Here is a 16,148-nt window from a genome sequence, read left to right on the forward strand (position 1 = left end):
ATGCGTTATACATTAGATGAGTTAGTAAGTGAAACGAAGGAAATAGAGCGCAATGAAGGGATATTTGAGCTTGAAACACCACGTACGCTTGAAGTGAATTTAAACGGGGATATTTGGGCAAAGGCAGGCTCAATGGTTGCATATACAGGCGATATTAAATTTGAGCGTGAACGTCTTCGAGAGCAAGGGTTAGGTACGATGTTTAAAAAGGCGTTCACAGGTGAAGGTGCTTCATTAATGCGAGCATCAGGTGAAGGGAAGCTATATTTAGCAGATAGCGGTAAGCGCATTATCATTTTAGAGTTGCAAAATGATGCGATCGTTGTAAACGGCAACGATTTACTAGCGTTTGAGCCGAGTATTCAGCACGACATTAAAATGATGAAAAAAGTAGCGGGTATGCTTGCAGGTGGACTGTTTAACGTGCGCTGTGAAGGAACTGGACTTGTGGCCATTACCGCACACTATGAGCCGCTAACGTTAGCAGTGCGCCCAGGCAAGCCAATTATTACAGACCCGAACGCGACTGTTGCGTGGAGTGGAAATTTAGAGCCGGTCATTCAAACTGACGTGACGTTACGTACGTTCATTGGGCGAGGCAGTGGTGATTCGATTCAAATGCGCTTTGAAGGAACAGGCTTTGTTATTGTGCAGCCGTATGAGGAAGTATATATGCAAATGTCACAAGGATAGGTGAGCGGTATGCAAAATGGATTAAAATGGATTGGGCTTGCCGCATTAGTTGCGGCGCTCGCACATATTATCGTCAATTGGTCGGTCATTCCAGCTGAAGTGCCGCAACATTACAATTTTGCAGGTGAGGTCGATGAGTGGGCGGCAAAGCCATTTATTTTCTTTCCACCAGTAATTGGCATTATTCTTTGGATAGGAATGGAAGTAGTGAAGCGTTTTCCTCAGTTTATTAATATGGCGGATGACGTTAAGTCGCGTAATGACGAGCAAAATCGTATTGCCATTAATATGATCATTTCGTTGCAGCTTGAAGTTTCGCTGCTGTTTGCGTATTTAAGTGTGAAGGACGTATATGTTGCACAAGGTCACACATTTGGGTTAGGAAATTTAGAAATGCTTATCATTCTTTTGATTTTATTGGGCACAGCAATAGGTTTTTCGATTTATAGTTTTGTAAAACGTAGTAATATAGGAGTGAGCTAAGGAATGATTAACTATTCCTTAGCTTTTTTATCGCCAATAAACCTTTTTTCCTATTTTCATATAATCATTTCGGTCGATTTTTTAAAAAACGTTTTTTTCGTCTAATTGACTATACGCTAAAATATTTGTACACTAAATGTATGTTATTTATATAAGGAGCGATTTTTTTGAAAAAAGCATTTTTAGCGACAATGGTATCGAGCGTTGCAGTGACGTCTTGTGCGGTTGCAACAGAGGCTTCGATTTATGCAGATATTCCAGCGAACTATACATATTATGAAACGTTGCAATGGGCCAAAGATCGTGGCGTCGTTCAAGGCTTCCCTGATGGTACGTTTCAGCCAAATGCTTTTATTACAGAGGCACAGTTTGTTATGATGCTAACGCGCTTGATTGATGCGGCTGCTTTAAAGGAGACGGCGGAGAACCCGTATGATTTTGCCTATCATTATTTGGAATCGCTCGGTGTGACGTTCATAAGTACTGTAGAAAATGATATAGTACTGCGCGACCGTGAATTTACACGTTTAGACGTAGCGAAAGCATTTTATACAGCGGTTGAAGGAGAAGTGCCAAGCGATAAAGAAGCAATTGACTGGATGTATGCACACGGTTTATCAAAAGGAAAAGGTATTAGTGAGGACAAATATGTGGACTTCGGTGGGCATGAGTCATTAAAGCGCGTTCATGCCGCACAGTTTTTCCGTAGCTTTTATACAAAAGTATTTGCCCCGCGCATGTACATTGAAAAGACAGCGTACACGAAATTAGAAATTGAACAGCTACAGCAGCAGCCAATTGCGCCGGTATATGCCGATTTAAATGGTGACAAAGTTGAAGAATTGGTCATGTACCATGAAATTAATATGTATGATGACGTGCCAGAGGAAGCATACAAAACAATTAAAACAGACCATTATTTTGCTATATATGTATTTGATGAGGCGACGAATGCATATCATTATAAAGAAGGTAGCACGCAATATAACGTGCAGCCGACAACGCTACAACGATTACCACAGCCAAACTACGATGATGTATTAATAACGTTTACAGATGCACAAGGGCAAAAGACGTACAGTGTGCTTGAAGGTGCGATGTATAACGTGCCAGCAACGGCATTACAAGAAACAGCAACGCCTAACGAATAATACATAATAACGACAACAGGTCTGTTGATTAGCTACTTGTATACAGCTGAATCGGTTGTTTTCAGCAGCAAAAATGAGATGAAGGCAGTATTGTAGTGGCAGGAAGCGTGCGGCGAGACTCCTTGGGGAACAGCTCGTGCCTCAAGACCCCGTAAAGCGCGACGTAGGAGCGGTGCGGAGGCTTGAGCCGAGCCCCAGGAAAGCGAGCCGCACTACGCGAAATGCCAGTTGAATGGCTAATCAACACGCTTGTAACGACAACACTTCGGAGTTCGCTTCCGAAGTGTTTTTTTATGTAATTGGAAATTCACGCGCTTTTCATTGGAAAGGCAACGACATATTCATGAATAGTTGTATTTATTTTCTTTACATGGACATCTTTTGACTTAGTTGATGCACTACAATAAATAAGTATAAAGATTCAAATATTATTAAAAGAGGTGGGTAAATGGGAGTTTTCAAAACGATTACACAAGCTGCGATTATCGCAGGAGCAATGTTCGCTACGTCAATGACAGCGCATGCCATTATGGAGTTTGACGATGTGCCGCGTACGACGCAATTTTACGAGCCAATTACGTGGGCAGGTTCAGCGGAGCTAATTAACGGCTACGGTGACGGGACGTTTAAGCCAAAAGCAGTGTTAACGGAAGCGCATTTTGCGTTAATGATGGCACGTTTTATTGACCGCAACACGTTACAGACGTCAAAAGGCAATGAACGTGATGTGGCGTATAGCATTTTAAAAAAGCACGGCATTTCGTTAGCAGGACAAGGGAATAAAACAGCACAAGCAGCGACATTTACACGTTTACAAGTGGCGAAAGCATTTTACACGTACGTAGAAGGAAAGACGCCGACCGATCAACAAGCAATCGACTGGATGTATGCGTATAACATTTCAAAAGGAAAAGGTGTTAGCACCGACAAGTACGTCGATTTCGGTGGGAGTGATCCGTTAAAGCGCGAGCATATGGCGCAGTTTTTCAAAAACTTGTATACGAATTGGTATTTTGAAAAGCATGTGTTACAGAAGAGCTTTGCAGAAAGCGAACTGTTTGCAGATGATTCAATTTTATTAGAGCCGGTCGTAGCGGACTTTAACGGGGATGGTATCAATGAAATGCTTATAAAATACGATACGATTCCAGATGACCCAGAATCTCCAGGCTGGAAAGATGCTTTATTTGCGTATCGTTACTTTGCGTTATATCGCTTCAATGATGAGACGAACAAGTGGGAATATACAGATGGTGACTTTTTATTCACAGTCGGCGATGATAATTGGTATAGAAATGAAATAGTATCGATGACAGGGGATCAAGCTGAGCAATTACTTATGTATTCAGGAGCATATCGTAGGCTAACGATTGCAGCAGTCACAGCGAAAGATTTATATGATGTAAAAGTATCATCAACACCATTATTTGCGCATGAACATGCAGATTGGTCAGTTATCGATAAAAAATTAGTATTAGAATCTAGCTCTAGTTATTCAGGTTTATATGCGTTTGAGCAAGGTAAGCTAGTAGCAAAATCATTAACGCAGCTGCCAAAAATCGAGGAGCCTGCTAATACGTTAAATATTCAATATAGCATTCGAGAAGATGGTACAGTGAAATCATCGTATTACAACGGCGAAACAATTTACGCAAAAGTTGGACAAGTATTAGACTTTGACCAAGGTGAATACGATTGGTATGAAAAGCCTGTTAGTATTATGACAAGTCATAGCGATGTAATGGGCGATGAAGAAGGACTATACAATACATTTGTACGCCCCGGTGTTGTAGAATATCAAATTGTACCACAAGAAGATTGGGATAATAACTGGGACAAAGCATTAACGATTTACATTCACGTAACGTATTAAGCGCACAAACAGGCTAGAGGACGTTTTTTCCTCTAGCCTTTTCGTTATGCTTTTTTCGGCACTAACGACAGCACAAGCACCATGCCGATAATGCACAGCGCTCCGACAAATTGCCAAATGCCAAATGGAAGAGCGAGCCAGACGATGCTGCTAACGACCGCAGTGAGCGGCTCAAATGTACCAAAAATGCTCGTTTCTTTCGGGGAAATGTAATTCAAGCTTGCGACGAACAGCCAAAAAGCAAGCGCTGTGCCACAAACGATTGAAAACGTTAAGCCAACGATTGTCGGTGTACTCCACGTCATATTACTTGTTTGCCAAAATGGTGCGATAAAATTAAACATGACACCTGCAACAAGCATTGCCCAGCCGACGACTAAAATAGATGATTGCGTTTCAAGAAGCGGCTTTGCATACAGCGTGTAAAAGGCGAGTGCAAGTCCGGAAATAATGCCCCACACGATCGCAGCAACTGGCACTGACAGCGATGACGTATCGCCGTTTGTAAGCAATAGAAACGTCCCGATCATCGTGAAAAAAATGAGTGCGCCATCAAGCTTCGTAAATGGCTGCTGCTTCGTTATAATGTAAAATAAAATGATGAATACGGGCGCTAAATATTGCAGCAGTGTCGCCATCGCTGCGTTGCCAAGTGCAATGGAAAGCATATACGAATATTGCACGAGCAGCATGCCGACAATGCTGAAAATAACGAGGCGCACAGCATCTCGCTTCGTTTTCCAAATGTTAAAAATCGGCTTACCGAGTAATACTTGTGAGCCGACGAGCAAAGTACCACCAAGTAATAGACGCACCGTGACAAACCAATTGACGTCGACGTGCTGCTGCTGAAATAAATATTGTGCAACTGTTCCACCAATTCCCCAAAAGGCGGCGCTAATTAAGGCGAAAAAAACACCAATCCAACGTTTGTTATTCATACACTCCTCCAAGTATTACTTTTGTTCTTTTAACTGTACATTGCTTTGTAAAAAAAAGATAGATGCGCTTAAAAAAATGAAGATGGACGAAAATAGTACGTCAATATGTGTCGAATTACAGAATACGTGTCAATTCGAAGGGGAAATTTGCTCGAAATGACAACTGTAACGTTACAGTTTTTGTTAGAAATCATTATTTTTTGAAGGTTTATGCGTGATTTTTGTAAAATTTGTGCAAAGCGAGGGGAATTCTTTTATTTCATTTTTACATCTTTTATAATGATAAGTATGTAAGCGGTTGCGCGCCGTGAATGGGCATAGACAGTAGGGAGAGAACAAATGGAATTATTTACGTCAATGAATCGATTAAATCGCTTTTATATTGCACAAGTAAATGAAATTTGCACGACACGTAAAATGACATCTATGCAATTTCAAATTTTGCGCTATATTTTCCGCTATGGAAGCTGTACGAGCATGGATATTGTAAAAGCGTGGAAAGTAGAAAAACCAACTGTATCTGAACATATTCGTCGACTGCATGATAAAGAATGGGTTGCCATTACGCAAGGTGCAGATAAGCGCGTGAAAAATTTGGCGCTAACACATGCAGGGGAAGCGGTTTATGAAGAAATTTTAGTAGAAGTAGAAGCGCTACAGCAAAAAGTAACAGCTAATTTTACAGATGAAGAAATGGCGACGTTTACGCGCTTTATGCTTCATTTAGAAGAGGAGTTATTATCTTTAGACTAAATATATATGGAGAGACATCAAAGAAAATGTCATATGAAAGAGCGAACGACTAGGTGAAAACTTATTCGTTCGCTCTTTTTTGTAATGGGGAACATGAGCGCGTTTAATATTACGTCAAGTCTGTTGATACGCCATTTGTATACAGTGAAATGCATGATTTTTAGTTACCAAGCTGAAATAAACGCTGTATATGAATGATAGGTAGCGTACGGCGAGACTTCTAGGGGAACTAAAATTATACGTTGAGGAAGGCAATGATCGCGACTACACGAGTCACGGCCTTCATGACAAACGTCGTGTTCGCTGCCGAGCCCCAGCAACGCGAGCCGCATAACGCACCTGTAGATTTAATGAATTAACATACTTGTATTCGCAATTCTTATGTATATATTTAATATTTTTATAACAGTGACGTGAAGTGTTCGTAAACGAAGTGTAAATACATAAGCAACTAATTGATAATATTATCAGTGACATTGATAATCATTATCATTAGTTGTATGATACGAACTTGTAGAGACAATTTCGAGGAGGAACATAGATGAAAAACGTGAGAAAGTGGGTAGCACTCCCAGCGCTTGCATTAACGCTAACGCTCGCTGCGTGCTCAGACAATGATGAAAAGGAGCAAGCAGATGCGACCGATGAAGCGAGCACAGAGCAACTCGATAATTTAACAATCGGCTTATCAAGTGATGTCGGTCCGTTAAACATTTATACAGGCAACTTGGACTGGCTAACAGATATGGTGTATGACAAATTGTTTTCACCATCGCCGTACGTTGACGAGCCGACACCATGGTTAGCGGAATCGGCAACACAAATTGATGACGATACGTGGGAAGTCGTTGTGCGTGACGGTATTACGTGGCACGACGGAGAAGCGTTCACAGCTGAAGACGTAAAATTTACATATGAGTATTACCGCGACGGCCCAGCGAATCGTCATACACACCACGTAAGCGAAGTGCCACAAATTGATGAAATTAACATTGGGGAAGATGGCAAAACGGTAACATTTGAGTGTGCATACGCATGCCCATCACTGCAAACGATTACATTTGCAGACTTACCGATTTTACCAGAGCACATTTGGAGCAACGTTGAAAACCCGCGTAAATACACGGACCTTGCAATCGGCACAGGACCATTTAAGTTAACGGAATACGTAGCAGACCAGCATTACATTTTAGAAGCAAACAACGATTACTTCATGGGTGAGCCGTCTGTTGCAAAATTAACGCTACCGATTATTGCCGACCCGTCAGCAATGTTTAACGCGTTAAAATCAGGTCAAATTGACGTGTCATCTCGCACCGTGCCAGCAGAGCTAGTGAGTACGTTCACATCATCAGGTGAGTTTAAATTAGCCGAAGCATCGAACTTATCGATTGTGCAGTTTGGCTTAAACTATCAAAAAGCGCCGTTTAACAACGAGCAATTCCGTCAAGCGATGTCGTTATCAATCGACCGTCAAGCGATTGTCGATACGATTTTACTCGGACAAGGGCAAGCAGGCGATAAAGGCTATCCGCACCCAGCATCACCATGGACGAGTCCAGAGCTTTCAACACCGTACGATACAGCACAAGCGATCGCGATTTTAGATGAACTTGGCTATAGCGATGCGAACGGTGACGGCTTCCGTGAAACACCAGAAGGCGACGAGCTAAACATTTCGATTAAAGTATCATCAGCAGAACCAATTTACGTACGCGCAGCAGAAATGATGGTTGAGCAATATAAACAAGTTGGCTTAAAGTTATTCGTTGAAACGTTAGACCCAACGACGTTTGCAGCACATAACTCAGAGAAAAACTTCGATACGTACGTTAGCTTAATCGGCCCACACGGCGTAGCGGATCCAGACCAGTTCATTATGTCGCACCGCTCGGGCTACTTATGGGCAAAAGAAATGCCATACCCAGCGATGGATACGTTAATTGAACAATGGATGGCAGCATCGACGATTGAAGACCGCAAGTTGATTTCATTTGATATGCAAAAGCTTTATAACGAGCAGCCAACAGCGGTTGCACTGTATTATCCAAAAGAAGTGTATGCATACAACGCGGAAAAATATGATGGCTACGTAGAATCATTAGGCTACGGCATTGTGAACAAGTTCTCATTCTTACCAGAGGAAACGAAGCAAGCAGTATCTGCAACACAACCAGTAATTGTAAAATAAGGTGGCAACGTACATGAGCAGAACATTTTCGACAATCGGAAAAAAACTGTTCCAATACATGCTCGTGCTTTTTGTGGCAATCACGATTAATTTCGGATTGCCACGTTTAGCACCTGGAGACCCGCTCCTTTACTTTTTTGATGAATCGACTATTCGCGAGCTAACAGATGTGCAGCGACAGGATGTTCTCAATTCGGTAGGATTAGGCGGCTCATTGTGGGAACAATATATTAGTTATTTACAAGGCATTTTGACGTGGGATTTCGGTTATTCGATTACGTACGCGCAGCCTGTGACGGCCATTATTGCGGACAAGCTCGGCTGGACGTTATTGCTCGTATTACCAGCATTGCTGCTGAGCACATTGATCGGAGTTATGATTGGTGCGTATTCAGCGTGGAATCGTGGAAAAGGTCGTGACGTCACATTACTAACGACGATGTTAACGTTTCAAGCAATTCCGGGATTTTGGATTGGCATGCTCTTTATTGCAATTTTCGCGGTGCAGTTAGGCTGGTTCCCGACGTACGGTGCGATGTCGATCGTGCAAGACGGAACGACGTGGGGCTATGTGAAGGACGTGCTTTGGCATTTAGTGTTACCGGTGACGACGCTTAGCATTGCGACGGTCGGCTCGAACTATTTACTGACGCGATCATCAATGCTTGAATCACTCGGGCAAGATTACATGCTTATGGCAGAAGCAAAAGGTGTAAAAAAACGAACGCTTATTTTCAATCACGGGTTACGCAATGCGCTGCTGCCGATTTATACGCAGTTTACGATGGCACTCGGGTCGTTAATTGGTGGCTCGGTCATCGTCGAGTCGGTGTTTTCATATCCGGGCATTGGGCGTTTGTTATATGAAAGCGTTGTTGCACGCGATTTCCCGATGCTACAAGGGGTGTTTTTCATGATTACACTCGGTGTTATTGCGGCGAATATTTTAGCAGACATTACGTATCCATTTATTGACCCGCGTGCAAAATCAACGACGAAGAAGGTGCAAGCATAATGCGTAAATCGACAAAAATAATTGGTGCTGTCGGCGTCGGCATGTTTGCGGTCGTGCTGCTATTTGCGTTATTTGGTCCAATGGTTATTCCGTACGATGCGTACAAGCAAGTTGGCGGATCGTTTTTACCACCGAGCGCACAGCACTGGCTCGGTACGAACGATATGGGGCAAGATATTTTAGCAGAGCTTGCGGTCGGTGCACGAACGTCGCTATTTATCGGTATGATGACGGCGATTTTAGCGACATTGATCGGTGGCTTTATTGGCGTACTTGCTGGCTACATTGGCGGGCGATTTGAAACGTTCGTCATGCGCGTCATCGACATTGTGTTAACGCTGCCGTTTTTACCGCTCATGATCGTTGTAGCGGTATATATCGGTCCTGGTGTATTCACGCAAATTTTCGTTATTACGCTCGTATTATGGGCAGGGAAGGCGCGTCAAATTCGTGCGCAAACGTTATCGATTAAGTCAGCAGGTCCGGTGCTTGCGGCGAAAACGATGGGGGCGAGCGATTTTTATATTTTTAGACGTCACATTATTCCAGGCGTGTTTCCGCTCTTTATTCCGCAGTTTGTTGGCTCGGTGAACGCGGCCATTTTAATGGAGTCGTCGCTTAGCTTTTTAGGTATGGGCGACCCGACGATGAAAAGCTGGGGCAGTATTTTATATTACGCGAACAGTCGAAGCGGCTTTTTAACAGACGCTTGGGCGTGGTGGATTATCCCACCTGGTGTGTGCATCGTGCTTGTCGTGCTCGCGTTTTCATTTATCGGCTATTACTTAGAGGAAAAAGTGAATCCGCGTCTTGGAGCATATACGGTCGCGCCGAAACGTCCGAAGCAACACATTACGACGAACGAAGCGCTTGTGGCACATCATATTGCGTTACGTGTGGAAAATTTAACGGTGCAATATCCGAAAAACAATGCGTACACGTCAGTCGTATCAGACGTGAACTTCTCGGTAAAAGAGGGGGAAGTGCTCGGCATTGTCGGCGAGTCTGGAAGCGGAAAGTCAACGGTTGCAGCCGCGATTATTCAGCAGTTGCGTGGCAAGGCGCACGTACCGACTGGCTCGATTTATTTTGAAGGGCAAGACGTCAAGCAGTTTAGCGACGAGGAACTTCGTCAGCTGCGCGGTCAGCAAATTGGCTACATTGCACAGGCGGCGATGAACGCACTCAATCCGGTATTATCGGTCGAGCGTCAGTTGAAGGAAGCGATCGTAGCACATGCGCACGTATCGAAAAAGGAAATTGATGCGCGTATTGATGAAGTGTTAATGCAAGTTGGGCTTGAGCCGAAATGGCGTTATGCGTTTTCTCATGAGTTGTCAGGTGGTATGCGTCAGCGCGTCATTATTGCGATGGCACTCATTAATAAGCCGAAGTTCGTCATTGCTGATGAGCCGACGACTGGTTTAGATGTTATTGTGCAAGTCGAAATTATTCAGCTGCTGCGCAAATTGCAGCAAGATATGAACTTGTCGATGATTTTCATTTCACACGATTTACCGGCAGTATTATCGATTACAGATCGCTTAATTATCATGAAATACGGGCACATTGTCGATTTTGGTCCATCGCGTGAGCTAGCGAAGACGTCAACACACCCGTACACGCGCCGTTTAATCGATGCCATTCCGTTATTACACCCGAAGAAGGAGCAAAGCTATGGAGCGACTCGTTAATATTCAAAACTTAATGAAAGTGTACGGTCATCATAAAAGCGAGCAAGTAGCGGTTTTAAAAGACGTGTCATTTTCGTTTGCACAAGGCGAAATTATCGGCTTAATCGGTGCATCTGGTGCGGGAAAAAGTACGATTGGTAAAATATTAGCAGGACTTGAGCAACCGACAAACGGGCACATTGATTTCGACGGGACGAACTTAACGGCGTTACCGAGCAAGGAGCGCCGCAAATTCGCGAAGCATATTGCAATGATTTTTCAAGACCCGTACGAATCGCTGTCACCGCGCATGACGATTGAAGAGCTTGTCGAAGAGCCGCTCATTATTCAGCGCATCGAAAAAAATAAAGAGAAGCGACGCGATATGGTGAAAGAAGCGTTGCGTGTCGTATCGCTTGACCCTGAAAAATATATGAGTCGTTACCCGCATGAGTTGTCTGGTGGTGAGCGTCAACGAATCGGTGTTGCACGCGCATTCGTTTGCAAGCCGAAGCTCATTATTGCGGATGAGCCGACGTCGATGCTCGATACGTCACTGCGACTAGAGCTTATTCAGCTATTAAAGTCGATGAACGAGCAGTACGGCATTTCCTATGTATTTGTTACACACGATATCGCGCTAACGAAAGGCTTTTGCGACCGCATCATCGTGCTGCATGAAGGGGAGATTGTTGATATCGGACCGACTGATGATGTCATTCATGCACCGACACATCCATTTACGAAATCACTTATTGATGCATTATTACTATTAGAAGGAGCGCAACCATGAAAGACTACATCGTAATTCATCCACAAAATGTGTTTTCACCAGAGTCGATTGCACCGCAGTTTGACTGCATCGACCAATACGACTTAGCGAATACCGATTTAACACTATACAAATGTATGATCGTACTCGGCTTCGTTGACCAAGATTTTTTATTAGAGGAAAAAGCGATGATCGATTCGTTTTTAGAAGAAGGAAAAATTGTATGCTTCTTTGGCAATTTAGTAACGCCGTGGCTACAAGGTCAAGCGATGTTTCAGCCTAAAGAAATTCGCTGGCACGGCGATTACAACGTGCAAATTGCAAGCGACCACTTTTTATTTGACGGCGTGCTAGAGGACGACATGACGACGAATAAAGGGGTCAAAGGCTTCTTTGCGCGTGGGCATCACGAAGCGCCGGCGAATGCGGAAGTGCTGCTTACGTTACCAGGTGGCGAAACGATTACATACATCGACCGCGAATCAACGAACGGTACGATTTTTATGCATGCTGGTAGTTGTTTTTTCCAGCTAGGGCTTGGCATGCAGCTGGAGCAAAATAAAACGACCGACGTTATTCCACAGCGCATGCTGCAATGGGTTGATGAGGAATGGGCACGTTTACAAGGAGGGGCAAACAATGCGTAAAATTGCTGTATTATATAGCGGGAGCTCACATCACCACCGCACGTACAAAACGTCGGAGTTTGCACAGTACATTCATACGCGCATTCCGGCACGTCAATTCGCGACGACGGATTTATCGGAATTTGACGTACTACTCATTCCGTCGCAGTCACACACGGGCATTTTATCGCAAAACATCGAGAAAATTTATGACTTCGCAAACAGTGGCAAAATTGTTGTCACGTTCGGTCCACCGCATACAGAATGGCTACCAGAGCATAACTGGGAATTCCGCCCGACGAATTTTTGGTGGTGGCTAGAGCCAGGTGCAGATTCTGGCTTACGCTTACCGGGTGCAGACCACGATTTATTTACGAACTATTTAACGTTAGACGATGCGACGTGGCATCAGCACGGTGTATTTTGGCCGAGCGAAGGCTGTGAAACGCTCGTATCAACGGAAGACGGTGGTGCTGTTTTATACATCGACCGCGTCAACACAGGCGGCATTTGGGTGAACACGACGCTAGACCCGGATTACCACTACGGCTCGTATTTCATGCCGGCAACGGAGCGCTTTTTACGCGGCTTCTTACCTTGGTTACAGCGAGGCGTAATTTAAATGATTACATTACAAAATGTAGCGGTTGCGTACGGTGAAACGCCGGTATTACAGGACGTACATTTTGCATTGCCGCACGGGGCGTTTGCGTTTTTACGCGGACGCTCTGGCTGTGGTAAAAGTACGTTTTTGAAATTATTGTATCGCGACGTTGAAGCGCAAAGTGGCGAACTATTCATTGACGGTGTGCCGATGCAGCAGCTTCAAAAGTTTGAGCTGCGTCGCAAAATGGGCATTATTTTTCAGTCATTTGAGCTTATTGAACAAAAAACGGTGCTTGAAAATGTACTGCTTGCAGGCAAAGCGCTTGGGCGACCGCTTGCACAAATTACCGAGGAAGCGGAGCGTTTACTTGCCCGCGTTGGACTTTCAGACAAGCTACATATGTTTCCAGCGCAGCTTTCTGGTGGGCAGCAGCAACGTGTCGCGATCGTACGCGCGTTGTTAAATAAGCCGAAATTATTGCTAGCAGATGAGCCAACCGGAAATTTAGATGAAGAAACAGCGGCGGACATATTTCAACTGCTGCATGAGCTACATGAAGAGGAGCAAATTGCGATGCTCATCGTGACGCATCAATCGCATGAACATATTGATGCAACGACGTATTGGATGGAGGGTGGACGCATTGTGGAACAAGCAGCAACTAAGCTACATCGTTGACGATGCCAAAATCGGCTTACAGCGCAATAAAGGAAGCGTGCTCGCATCGGTCGCACTATTATTGATCGCTTTAACGCTCATTGGTTCGCTGCTGCTGGCGCGTGCGTATTTAAGCGATGCGCTCGATTACGTCGAGTCGCAGCTTGCGATGAAAGTATATGTCGAGGATGGCTTAGTACAAGACGTTGCCGATATTTTAGCGCATCAAACGTATACAGATGACGTCACGATTGAAACCGGGCAGCAAATGCTTGAGCAAATTGCCTTTTTCTTTAACGGCAAGGAGCATATGCTAGAAAGTTTTACAGACGGCTCTGTACCTGATGCGGTGAAATTTACAGTGCATGATGCAAGCTACATGAAAACGATTAGCGAGCAGTTACACGATGTAAACGGCATCGTACAAGTTGTATATCCACAGCAAATGGCAAGCATCATTGATGAGGCGTTAACGACTGTTGAGCGACTAAGCGTTGCGACTGTCATTATTTTCTTTGCGCTCGCGTTTGGCATCGTATATGTGACGTTCCATTTAGCGATGTATCAGCGTGAGAAGGAACTACGCGTGAAGCTCTTTTTAGGGATGGACCCACGCGTTGTGCGTTTACAATTTTTAGTTGAAGGTAGCGTGATTGGCTTCATCGGCTCCTTCATTGCGATTGTGTTGACGGTCATGTTATACAACGTCGTATTTGTGCCGCTTCAGCAGGCGATGCCGTATTTAGGCTCAGTAGCAAGAAGCGACGTCGCAGTTATTTGCATCGTGCAGCTAGTAAGTGGCGTTGTCATTTCACTGCTTGCAAGCTATATGTCAACGAGGGTGATGATTGCCAATGGGTAAGAAAATTGTATTGATCGTGTTACTTTGTAGCTGTGCGATACCGGTTTCAGCGCATTTAACGGGGGCATTTGCGGACTTTTTAGCAATCGTGTACGACGACTCGACGATTTCACAGCTGCACGGTGAGCTTGATGAAACGAAGCGTGAAATTGAAGCGTTAACGCCGAAAGTACAGCAAGCAGAAGCGGCTTTTCGTACGGATCAGCAGCAAGCGATTGAACAGTTGCAATTTTATTCAGAAGTTGGGCTCGATACGTGGCTTGCGATGATTCATAGCGGCAGTGACGTCGTCGATTTACTCGGCAGCAAATGGGTAATGGAGCAGCAAATTCATGATTACTTGCAAGAGCTCGACGTATTATATCGCACGTACGCACAGCTAAAGGCGAGCCAAGAAGCGCTGCAAGGACATGCGGATTTGCTCGTGGCGATTGAAAAAAATGTGAAAGCACGTCAAGTGTTTTTAGACGAAACAGCAGGACTTGAGCTCGAAGTGATCGCCAACTATTTAGACATTGACTGGACAGCAGAAGTTGAGGAGCATATTATTGACGACTTACAGGCAGACGCCAAACTCGTAAATGAGGAGCTACTCGACTGGGAAAACAATTACATGCTACATGAGTCGTGGCTTAATGACCGTAGTAACGCACGCTATTATTTCCGAAGCGACCATGTATACATCGAGTACGAGCTGGAGTATGCGCACGTGCTATTGCTCGGGCAAGTGCTTCAAAATGAAGATGGCACAGCAGCGAGCTTAGTCATTGAAGCTGGCTTTTACAACGGCTTCTTTTTACCAGAAGAATTACTCGTAGAATTACCATCATTTACAGTTCATTACGACACGTTACGCACATTGTCTGGCATGCATGAACCATTTATTACACAGCGTAACGGCAGCTTACAGTTACAATCGAAATAAAGGGGGAAGTTCTATGTTCAAAAAAATAATGATGGCGGTCGTGCTGTTTTCGCTCATCGCGACAAATGCGCACGCACATATTATGAACCGCGACAATTTATATAGTGATTTGTATGTAACGGAGGCGGCTGATGACATCGTGCTACTAGCCGCGCTGCACGTTATTCAAGCTGATTCACCGCAATTTGATCCTGCAAATACGTTAACGATGGCGCAGCTTGCTGAGTGGGTCGCAGGGTATTATAGCTTAGCGGATGCACAAGCGGCAGTTGATGCAGGTTTTGTTCAAACGTTAGACGGGAATGCTACATATGAAGCAGTCAATACCGCTTATTTTAACGGTGCGTTAACGCTATCGGCAGAGCAACAAGGTGAGCTGACACGTGAAGCATTTGCGCAGTTCGTTGCGAAGCACGTTAACAACGCTGTTAACGGACAAACGATGATCGAAGCGGCAAGCTTTACAGCAGGTCCGACTGGTGTTATTGAGGCAGCACGCGTTGAAAATGGGCAAAACGTCATTACTGTAAACGGGCAAGATTATATACTTGGCAACCATCCGAGTGCAATTGCGACGACGACAGACCCAGCTGTTTGGGTTGGGCAATCGATTGCGGAGTCGTATTTTGGACCAAATGGTGAGCGCGATTTTGATAAAGCAAGCGACGATACAGCGCTACAGTTTATCGTACTAGGTGAGAAGCGCTATACAGAGCTACCAGTCGAGACGCAACAACAAACGACGATCGAACAAGCGTTAGAGGAAGTCGAAGTTGTCGCTGCACAACCTGAAGCGGAAAAAACGTCTTGGACATGGCTGTATATTACAGCAGCATGTATTATAGCTGCATTACTATTATTTTTATTTAATAAAAAACGAGTGTAACGAAAACGCGCCATTTGCTTTGCTGCAACTGGCGCATTCT

Annotated in this window: 16 protein-coding genes; 15 read left to right on the plus strand and 1 reads right to left on the minus strand. The window is 44.4% G+C overall.

Going from position 1 to position 16,148, the window contains the following annotated elements:
* From A6K76_RS10630 to A6K76_RS10645, 4 genes are all read left to right on the plus strand, one after another.
* Positions 1 to 693: an AIM24 family protein gene (locus A6K76_RS10630; protein ID WP_066464876.1), complete on the plus strand. Its 693-nt coding sequence runs from the start codon at positions 1 to 3 to the stop codon at positions 691 to 693.
* Between the two features lie 9 nt (positions 694 to 702).
* Positions 703 to 1,176 (plus strand): SdpI family protein, encoded by a 474-nt coding sequence (locus A6K76_RS10635; protein ID WP_066464979.1) that lies wholly within the window; start codon positions 703 to 705, stop codon positions 1,174 to 1,176.
* Positions 1,177 to 1,343: 167 nt separating this feature from the next.
* Positions 1,344 to 2,327 carry an S-layer homology domain-containing protein gene (locus A6K76_RS10640; protein ID WP_066464878.1) on the plus strand — a complete coding sequence of 328 codons (984 nt, stop codon included), beginning with the start codon at positions 1,344 to 1,346 and terminating at the stop codon, positions 2,325 to 2,327.
* 448 nt (positions 2,328 to 2,775) lie between these two features.
* On the plus strand, positions 2,776 to 4,200 hold the full coding sequence (locus A6K76_RS10645; protein WP_066464880.1) for an S-layer homology domain-containing protein: 1,425 nt from the start codon (positions 2,776 to 2,778) through the stop codon (positions 4,198 to 4,200).
* 44 nt (positions 4,201 to 4,244) lie between these two features.
* On the opposite strand, the gene A6K76_RS10650 is transcribed toward A6K76_RS10645, so the two are convergent.
* Positions 4,245 to 5,141, minus strand: a complete 897-nt coding sequence (locus A6K76_RS10650) for a DMT family transporter (RefSeq protein ID WP_083995396.1) — start codon at positions 5,139 to 5,141, stop codon at positions 4,245 to 4,247.
* Positions 5,142 to 5,480: 339 nt separating this feature from the next.
* On the opposite strand from A6K76_RS10650, the gene A6K76_RS10655 reads away from it, so the two are divergent.
* From A6K76_RS10655 to A6K76_RS10705, 11 genes are all read left to right on the plus strand, one after another.
* A complete protein-coding gene (locus A6K76_RS10655) occupies positions 5,481 to 5,894 on the plus strand; it encodes a MarR family winged helix-turn-helix transcriptional regulator (RefSeq protein WP_066464883.1) in 414 nt (137 codons plus the stop codon).
* 541 nt (positions 5,895 to 6,435) lie between these two features.
* Complete coding sequence (locus A6K76_RS10660; RefSeq protein WP_066464884.1) at positions 6,436 to 8,085, plus strand: ABC transporter substrate-binding protein; 1,650 nt, start codon at positions 6,436 to 6,438, stop codon at positions 8,083 to 8,085.
* Between the two features lie 13 nt (positions 8,086 to 8,098).
* On the plus strand, positions 8,099 to 9,100 hold the full coding sequence (locus A6K76_RS10665) for an ABC transporter permease (protein ID WP_066464886.1): 1,002 nt from the start codon (positions 8,099 to 8,101) through the stop codon (positions 9,098 to 9,100).
* Entirely contained in the window at positions 9,100 to 10,794 is a 1,695-nt protein-coding gene (locus tag A6K76_RS10670; RefSeq protein WP_211271755.1) for a dipeptide/oligopeptide/nickel ABC transporter permease/ATP-binding protein, read from the plus strand. The genes A6K76_RS10665 and A6K76_RS10670 overlap by 1 nt, the downstream gene beginning before the upstream one ends.
* Positions 10,778 to 11,566, plus strand: coding sequence for an ABC transporter ATP-binding protein (locus tag A6K76_RS10675; protein WP_169818010.1), 789 nt, complete (start codon positions 10,778 to 10,780; stop codon positions 11,564 to 11,566). Before A6K76_RS10670 ends, A6K76_RS10675 begins: the two co-directional genes overlap by 17 nt.
* Positions 11,563 to 12,192 (plus strand): hypothetical protein, encoded by a 630-nt coding sequence (locus A6K76_RS10680; RefSeq protein ID WP_066464890.1) that lies wholly within the window; start codon positions 11,563 to 11,565, stop codon positions 12,190 to 12,192. Before A6K76_RS10675 ends, A6K76_RS10680 begins: the two co-directional genes overlap by 4 nt.
* Positions 12,185 to 12,793 (plus strand): hypothetical protein, encoded by a 609-nt coding sequence (locus tag A6K76_RS10685; RefSeq protein WP_066464892.1) that lies wholly within the window; start codon positions 12,185 to 12,187, stop codon positions 12,791 to 12,793. Before A6K76_RS10680 ends, A6K76_RS10685 begins: the two co-directional genes overlap by 8 nt.
* The gene (locus tag A6K76_RS10690) at positions 12,794 to 13,456 is read left to right on the plus strand and encodes a cell division ATP-binding protein FtsE (RefSeq protein ID WP_066464895.1); all 663 of its coding nucleotides are present in this window, start codon (positions 12,794 to 12,796) and stop codon (positions 13,454 to 13,456) included.
* The gene (locus A6K76_RS10695; protein WP_169818011.1) at positions 13,422 to 14,297 is read left to right on the plus strand and encodes a cell division protein FtsX; all 876 of its coding nucleotides are present in this window, start codon (positions 13,422 to 13,424) and stop codon (positions 14,295 to 14,297) included. Before A6K76_RS10690 ends, A6K76_RS10695 begins: the two co-directional genes overlap by 35 nt.
* Entirely contained in the window at positions 14,290 to 15,222 is a 933-nt protein-coding gene (locus A6K76_RS10700; protein WP_066464897.1) for a hypothetical protein, read from the plus strand. Before A6K76_RS10695 ends, A6K76_RS10700 begins: the two co-directional genes overlap by 8 nt.
* Before the next feature lie 13 nt (positions 15,223 to 15,235).
* Positions 15,236 to 16,108 (plus strand): hypothetical protein, encoded by an 873-nt coding sequence (locus A6K76_RS10705; protein ID WP_066464899.1) that lies wholly within the window; start codon positions 15,236 to 15,238, stop codon positions 16,106 to 16,108.
* Positions 16,109 to 16,148 lie beyond the last annotated feature (40 nt).

This window comes from Caryophanon latum, assembly GCF_001700325.1.
GTDB classification, from domain to species: Bacteria; Bacillota; Bacilli; order Bacillales_A; family Planococcaceae; genus Caryophanon; species Caryophanon latum.